Annotated in this window: 1 tRNA gene; it reads left to right on the top strand. The window is 35.4% G+C overall.

The features are described from left to right. Positions 1-18 precede the first annotated feature (18 nt). Positions 19-94 (top strand) — tRNA-Ala (locus tag LS71_RS09385). Positions 95-615 lie beyond the last annotated feature (521 nt).

Genomic DNA, 615 nt, shown 5'->3' with positions numbered 1-615 from the left:
AAAGTTAAAATTATCTAAGGGGAATTAGCTCAGCTGGGAGAGCGCCTGCTTTGCACGCAGGAGGTCAGCGGTTCGATCCCGCTATTCTCCACCATCTTTTATGAATTGTTCTTTATGGAATGTTCTTTTAAATGTTAGTGTTAAAGTTTAATGCAAGGGTTTTTGATTTTTATAGAATCTAGATTCTAAAACTTTTGCATTAGACTTTAAGACACGCGTTATTTAAAGTTCTAATGTTATTTGAAATCTTATTGTTAATAGCCTAAATAGTAATAGTAAATTTAACTACAATTACGCGACATACTTGCTTTATTGAGTGGCTAAATATACTTATTTAGATTCCATAAATTCGTAAGTTTATAGAATCTATTGAGTGTATTGAGCCTATATAGCGAAGTATTTTGAGGCGATTTTAAGGGTTGTGTAGGTTTTTGCGCGGAGATAAGACTTGACGTCTATCGCACAAGCAAAAACCAAACTCCCTTAAAAGCGTCCAAAAGACGAAGCTAGATATGCTCAATAAGGCAGTATCCTTAAAAATACAAAAAGCTTTTAAGGGCAAATGGTGGATGCCTTGGGTGATAGAGGCGATGAAGGACGTACTAAGCTGCGATA

It is taken from the genome of Helicobacter jaachi, assembly GCF_000763135.2.
Lineage (GTDB): Bacteria > Campylobacterota > Campylobacteria > Campylobacterales > Helicobacteraceae > Helicobacter_C > Helicobacter_C jaachi.
The sequence above is the reverse complement of the archived record's forward strand: the minus strand, read 5'-3'. Positions and strand labels throughout refer to the sequence as shown.